Consider the following 6,787-nt stretch of genomic DNA (forward strand, 5'->3'; position numbering starts at 1 on the left):
GGGTGTTGCTCTTTGTGGGGTGTGGTGTTGGTGGGGGTCCTGGTGGGGCCCTCTTTTTTGTGTTTAACGGTGTTTTCTCTGCCTGACGACGGGCCAGCGCGGGTGGTAGCTGCATCGCCACTTCGGGGCGCCAGTGGCCCATCTGCCCAAGGGAGTGCTTTGGCGCATCCATTTGTTCGTTTAACGAGGTGTAGCTTTGCTGTTGTGGAGTGCCCGCGTACGAAGCGCGTTTCCCTGTCCCTGTCGGATCAGGAACACGAAACCCTGGTTGCTGCGGCTGGGAGCCGGCGGGTGTCGCTTGGGCGCGGGAACGGCTGCTCGAGTCACTGGGCATCGACCCCACCCGGGCCTTGGCGTAGAGGTGGCGCTGTTGCGGGCGGATCTGGGCCGGGTGGGATCAAACCTTAACCAGTTAGTGCGTGCGGTGAACTCGGGGCCGACCGTACCCAGCGCTTAGCTGCTAGATGCGGTGCAGTCAACGCGTGAGGAATAAGCGCGGGTGCGCGGTGAGCTGCCGTGATCGCGAAAATCACCAGAGGAAAGAACCCTGGGGATATTGGGGCGTATTTGCACGGTCCGGGGAAAGCGAACGAGCACACCTTCATCGCTGCAGGGCAACTGGTCTCTGGCCATGTGGTGGTCGGGTCGAACATCGGCGCCGAGGGACAGGCTGAATCGTCCCGGACCGACCCAAGGTTATGGGCTGGTGAGCTGCGCAAGGCCATGCACACCCGCCCGGAGATCAAAAACCCGTCTGGCACGCCTCCCTACGCAACACCGAGGCGGATCGGTCGCTGAGCAACGAGCAGTGGGCCGATATTGGGCAGTCGTTCGCTGACGACCTGGGATATGCAGAGCACCCCTGGGTGATGGTGCGTCACGCGGATGACCACGTGCACATCACGGTCGCTCGTATCAGTGATGTGGGTGAGGTGTGGCATGCCAGGAACGACCGCCGCGCAGCACAAAGAGCCTGCACCAACCTGAAAAAGCCTATGAGCTGGAGGCTGCGCCGCGAGATCGGGAACAGACGAAACAGCCGGTGTTGGTGGAGAGAGAACGCCAGGTGTAAGCGGAGATCAAAAACTGCCCATAGACGGCCAACAAATTGCCCGCTGACGGCCACCAAAAGTGCCCACCAGCGGACACCAAAACTGCCCGCCTGTGGCCAACACACCCCTTTTTTGCCCACTGATCTCCCACCCAACCGACGCCATACCACTGTCACGTATGGCCAAGGGACCCCTCCCGTCGAGGATGATGACGATTACCAAGTCAACATCAACCCTCGAACCACGGAAGAGGCCCCTTATGAAGTCTGCCGGAGAAACCATGGATATCCTCAAAGCTTACGACGAAACGAAATCGTTTCGCGCTGCCAGCGAACTCGCTAACTGCTCCCACCGCACCGTCAAACGCCTCGTCGAACAACGCGACGCAGGCCAACCACTACCCCAATACACCACACGCCCTAAAATCACCGATGACCACCTGGGCACCATCGAACGCATCATCGAGGAAACCCGCGGGAAGATCCGCGCCGACGTCCTGCACGAACGCCTGCGGCGCATGGGCTATACCGGCTCCGAACGCTCCACCCGCCGCGCGGTCGCTGACGCGAAAAAAGCCTGGAGGGCCGGCCACCAACGCATGCACCAATTAGGGGAATGTACGCATGGAAAACGGCATTTATGAAGCACTGCGCATAAGGAGCCAAATTATTTTGCGGAAGCGTAGGCAACTTGTCGGTAGTATTCGATCCCTTATCCGCTAGGCAGACTGCAGGGCATTTCATGGGAGCTGTCGCTTCAGCTTCATCCCACGTGAAACACGAAAGAAATGTCGATGATTTTACAGCCACGTTTTCGCTGGCATTGCCGAGTATTGCAGCACGGAATCTGAGTATGGCCTAGCCATCCGTGAATATTGCTGGATCCCGGACCGCATCCGGGATTGAGTACTTGAAGGTTTGAGAACCCAATATTCTCGCTCAGAGTTACCAGTTCGCTTATCCACTTCGAGAACCTAGTTTTCTGCTTGCTGCTGCTTCCGTTCCATTGGCATATCAACCGGTTACGAACGCACACACAGTAAGCAAAACAGTTACAAACCAGTTCAAGACTAGGAGCCTGCGCACGATTGTGTTTAGCAGAAGCATTTGGTGGCGGGGTGCGCCCGAAGGGTAGCAGCCGTGCATGGACCGGATAGCGCCAAGAACCGTGTAACGCCGGCCGCGCAGCTCAGTTCTCGAATAGCCTGTTCTCGGCGTCATGGTCGCAACACAGAGGCCCACGCCTTCATCTGCCCCAGTGCTGCCCTCAGCGGACAGAGCCACAACAATAACACTAGAAAGACGGCGTATAACTCCATCTGGCACGGCGGGTGTTCCCGTAACTATCAGGCCACATCGCTACAAGCTTCACGGTTCCGTGGCGTTGAGGTTGACATACTCCATGTCCGAGTTTGCGACAGAATATGCTGTCTAGGCATTCGTCGAGGTTGTTGGAAGTCTCAGCGGCGCTTCGGGAGCATTGAGTTAGGGAACAGGGCGCACATGGCCGCCAAGTGCACTTGGCTTCGTTTGGCTGGTGCTATCCGATACTTACACCGGCGCTACCGTTTCGTCGCACACCCTCTACCGAAAGCCGCTGCTATACACGATTGTCGCTACATCGCGTAAGTCCTCAGCAGGGTAACCACCAGCTCGCATCAGCGTCGAGCGTGGCCTCTTGATCGCGCCAACCTCATACAACATCCCAGAGATCAACGACCTTGCGACCATGGTCCTGACGTGCCAATGGCGGTGAGTACGGCTCTTGTCCGACGGATTAGCTTTACAGGAAATTCTGATGCGGTCATCACTGATTTCTCGTTCTCGGCGGCCTCGGTGCCTCAACGGCTTTTCACGGTTACTGAAACCGCCAGGTTAGCTACTGGCAGCGAACTTGCGCCCTCACCCGGTACTTCGGCCGGTTCATTGTTGACTGGCATTGGAGCTGTTGCAGTGTTGAGGGTCTAACGAGGTTCACGGCACGTCCTGGCGTGCGTTGCTGTCCGAGGCTGGCGATCCGGCGGCTTCTTAGCACCCTGTCAACCTGGAAGGGGTCGGTCCGAATTCGTGCGGGTGGCTCTGTACCTCAATGCTGGTAGCTCTGGAAGAGCCAACGACTCACCGACGCCAGTTGTACACGTCGTCGGCACGATTCACAATGGGTGACGTTCAGCTTGTCCCATTTCCTAGGTTGCATGTGAATTTGGCTGAAAGTCCTAGACGCCGCTATCGATCCATCCGGTAGATGGAGCCCTCAACTTCAAAATACGTTGAAGAGGCTGCAGCCGGGACCGGGGTTGCAGATGAGTCAGTTGTTTGCACGTTACAACTCGATGCTACTGTTTGCGGGCAGAAAATCTGATTGTCAATCTTGGCCAGCAAAGGTGGAGGACTGATGGGCTTGGAACCACCGCCGATTTTTGTTGTTGAATGGAGCCGCGGCCTTCTCCGACAGGGCGTTCAAAAATATTCGGCGCTCTGAGCTTAGGTGTAGTTCGAAGTAGGAGGATTCAAGATGGAGAGCGTATTCACGCCTGCGCCAGCTAGAGAATCAGTGGGGCGGACCCCGATCCGGAAGCAACGCTTAGCATCATTTTTGGCCTTCTCAGCCGACTTTGCGTTTTACTGCGGTATCAACTAGCCAAATGTGTTCGATTCGGGTGGCCATGACGATCAGGTCTTGCAATCGACATTGGGTTACCACGTCCCATGGAGATCATTGTTAGCTAACTAATTTCGGACTGGCAGAGCACCTGTTCACCCTTCCGCTCATCACGTAGCGGTGTTGTTGCTCCGCTTAGTTAGCAAGAGACCATATGCTCTGAACTATGAACTCCAATGATCATCAGTCAGTAGTACAGAGGGCACAGCACCACACGAAATTGCTCGAAGCATTGGAGGGTACTCTTCCAGCTGAAGCGCTGTCATTCAGCGATTCCGTGCTGTTGGAAAACTCGAGAGATTTCGGGCAGCTTGCGACGGATCCGGTGAAACCGCTGGCAGTGGTTTTCCCGACGGACGTCGCGCAGGTTCAGGACGTGATGAGACTGGCCAGCGAGTATCAGATTCCGGTAATATCTCGCGGCGCGGGTACCGGCGTCTCCGGTGCCGTCCATGTCCTGGGGGATGCCATTATTCTGAACCTCAGCAAGATGAACAGAATTCTGGAGATTCGACCTGAAGACGAAATTGCCATTGTCGAGCCGGGCGTCGTTAACCATGAGTTGAACCTCGCAGTGGCGGAGCATGGATTGATGTATGCGCCAGACCCGGCCAGCTACAAGATGTCGACTATCGGCGGAAATGTGGCCACGAATGCTGGCGGTCTACGGTGTGCAAAGTACGGTGTGACGCGAGAATCCGTCCTCAGTCTTGATGTCGTTTTGGCTGACGGTCGGTTGATCCGCACAGGAAAAAATACGTTTAAGGGTGTAGCCGGCTACGATTTGACCGCACTTTTTGTGGGTTCGGAAGGCACCTTGGGCGTAGTGGTCCGGGCAGTTCTGCGGCTTCGGTATCTTCCTGTCGATGAACGCGACGCCTACCTGATATTCGCGGACTTGGAAAGCGCGGTCGAAGGGGTCCAACTGATTGCCAAGGCCCGCATCCAGCCTGCGATTCTTGAATTGATCGATCGGGCAACCATGGAAGTTCTGGACCGGCAGTACGGCACTGAATATGCCAATACCGGCGGAGCGATGCTGCTTATTCGGCTGGACGGTTATGGCGCAGAAAAGGAAGAAGCTGCTGTCCGCGACGTCTTTAGCCAGAGTGATGTCAAGATGAGCGATCAGTACGATGAGTCGGCTACAGCACTAATTGAAATGCGGCGCACAAGCCGGGGCGATACTCAAGATGATGCTTATCGTACGGGCGAAGACGTGGCGGTGCCTAAGAGCCGAATGGTCGAGTATGTACATCTCGTTCGTGAGTCTGCTGCCAGAGAAAAAGTTCAGCTGCGGTTGATTTCGCATGCCGGAGACGGAAACCTGCATCCTACGTTCTATGTAGATCCTGCCGACGGCGCGAATCCATTGGAACGGCTGCAGAGAGCGGTCGAGGATTCGGTACGCATCGCATTGGAGATGGGTGGAACAATTACCGGCGAGCATGGCGTTGGCCTAATCAAAAAAGACTGGCTCCCCTGGGAGCAATCCTCTGATGTCATCGAACTGCAGCACAACCTCAAGCGCCTATTGGATCCGCAAAACCTACTGAATCCAGGCAAGGCGATTTAGCAAGCGGAAGGCACGGCTTCGACGTCATATCCGTAGAAGACGAACGAACGAAACCTCGATTATGCGAACTGCGATAGCGGGGTGTAGAGTGAAAACGTTCTTGATTACGGGATATGGCGCAGCTTGGTAGCGCGCGTCGTTCGGGACGACGAGGTCGCAGGTTCAAATCCTGTTATCCCGACCAGAACACAAGGAGGAATCTTCGGATTCCTCCTTGTCATTTAAGATGAAAACCCCGAAAAATCAGGCAATCTGGCGGTAGAGGCGTAGATCACTCTCGAATGGAGCCTTAGGATGTGCGATATCCGGAATTACTGTGTATAGTTATATCTCGTGCTAAGGCATCCAAGAGATCAATACTTGAGTAATTGATCAACGGGATACTGCTTCACATTGGGATATGGTGTAATTGGCAACACAACGGTTTCTGGTTCCGTCATTCTAGGTTCGAGTCCTGGTATCCCAGCGCTTCATCGGAGTAATTCGGTGAGCTGAAGGAAACTTCAGCATACGGCCCCATCGTATAGCGGCCTAGTACTCCGCCCTCTCACGGCGGCAACACGGGTTCGAATCCCGTTGGGGTCACAATATAAACGCGGAACTTAGGTTCCGCGTTTTTTGTTTAACTTCTAAGCAATCGATTCCGGAGGCTATGGGAGAGTGATGTCTGGGCCGGGGAGTTCCGCCCTAAGCTACCTAGGTATTCGCGTTCTCGTTGGTGGCAGCGACGCGGGCGCTAGAGGTCGAAGCCCAGCTTCACAACTTAGTCGATCGCATCACGCGCCGTCGTTGATCCTGTGGCTCGGTCTATTAATCAGGTCTGGCAAATGCACTGAGGCGCTCGAGGTTCCCGACCAGTCCATGTTGCTGGTTCCAGGCGGCTTCCAGTTGCACGTAGATGAAGGTCATCTCGGCTACCACTGTTTCGGCAACGGCTCGTCACTCGGCCAAGTGCGTGTCGGTTAGAAGGAAGCCTGTGCAACGGCGACGGTCACATTGATGCAGCTTGCACGAAGTAATAGGTGACCATCTCTTTGAAGCAGAACTGAGTATGCAGTGAGTGCCAACGCTGACCCCTTGCCGTAGTAACGCACTGTATCCAGGCGTGGTCGTCCTGCCGTGGCCAGTAAGCAACGCCGTGGATTATTCGGCGCGCCAGTCGGATGAATCTAGGATTCCGATGAACGGTAGAGCAACTGTCTGTCTGGTCTAGATTGTGAGTGCAGTAATCGTCGACGCGGTTTTGAGCAATACGTATATCGAAGAAGAGCGTGCGACAGCTGGCTCTGACGCCGTATTGCAGGCCTGAGCCAGTAGCGAATCCCTTGATGGATCCGGACATCTTCGGTAAGCACAGTCGAGGTGTGCGACCGCCGATTGAGCCGGCAAATTATCAACTTTTCCGGTGTGTGGTCACGGTCACCGTGGAAAAGTACCCCACCGATTTGCACGACCCCACAAACCTGTGTATAGTTTTTCCTTGTCGCCACGAGCCGGA

At 55.5% G+C, this 6,787-nt stretch carries 3 protein-coding genes, 3 tRNA genes and 1 pseudogene; all 7 read left to right on the forward strand.

Annotated features, from left to right (window positions below; all coding sequences use genetic code 11):
- Positions 1–516: 516 nt before the first annotated feature.
- The 7 genes and pseudogenes from ACIOWL_RS21080 (at position 517) to ACIOWL_RS21110 (ending at position 5,874) form a co-directional block, all read left to right on the forward strand.
- Positions 517–798: a hypothetical protein gene (locus tag ACIOWL_RS21080; RefSeq protein ID WP_400389927.1), complete on the forward strand. Its 282-nt coding sequence runs from the start codon at positions 517–519 to the stop codon at positions 796–798.
- Entirely contained in the window at positions 795–1,394 is a 600-nt protein-coding gene (locus tag ACIOWL_RS21085) for a relaxase/mobilization nuclease domain-containing protein (RefSeq protein ID WP_400389931.1), read from the forward strand. Before ACIOWL_RS21080 ends, ACIOWL_RS21085 begins: the two co-directional genes overlap by 4 nt.
- Positions 1,312–1,659 (forward strand): annotated as a pseudogene (locus ACIOWL_RS21090) (IS21 family transposase); the annotation flags it as partial. The gene ACIOWL_RS21085 and the pseudogene ACIOWL_RS21090, both read left to right, overlap by 83 nt.
- A 2,220-nt stretch (positions 1,660–3,879) precedes the next feature.
- Positions 3,880–5,289 carry an FAD-binding oxidoreductase gene (locus tag ACIOWL_RS21095; RefSeq protein WP_400389929.1) on the forward strand — a complete coding sequence of 470 codons (1,410 nt, stop codon included), beginning with the start codon at positions 3,880–3,882 and terminating at the stop codon, positions 5,287–5,289.
- 107 nt (positions 5,290–5,396) lie between these two features.
- Positions 5,397–5,473, forward strand: a tRNA-Pro gene (locus ACIOWL_RS21100).
- Positions 5,474–5,683: 210 nt separating this feature from the next.
- Positions 5,684–5,755, forward strand: a tRNA-Gln gene (locus tag ACIOWL_RS21105).
- A gap of 46 nt (positions 5,756–5,801) precedes the next feature.
- Positions 5,802–5,874: transfer RNA gene (locus ACIOWL_RS21110), tRNA-Glu, on the forward strand.
- The last annotated feature ends 913 nt before the right edge of the window (positions 5,875–6,787 follow it).

Origin of the sequence: Glutamicibacter sp. NPDC087344 (assembly GCF_044744225.1) — a bacterium.
In the GTDB taxonomy this organism is placed as follows: Bacteria; Actinomycetota; Actinomycetes; order Actinomycetales; family Micrococcaceae; genus Glutamicibacter.

Excerpts from the sequence above, each read along its gene's own strand:
- ACIOWL_RS21095 (WP_400389929.1), top strand. The coding sequence starts at position 3,880 with ATGAACTCCAATGATCATCAGTCAGTAGTACAGAGGGCACAGCACCAC.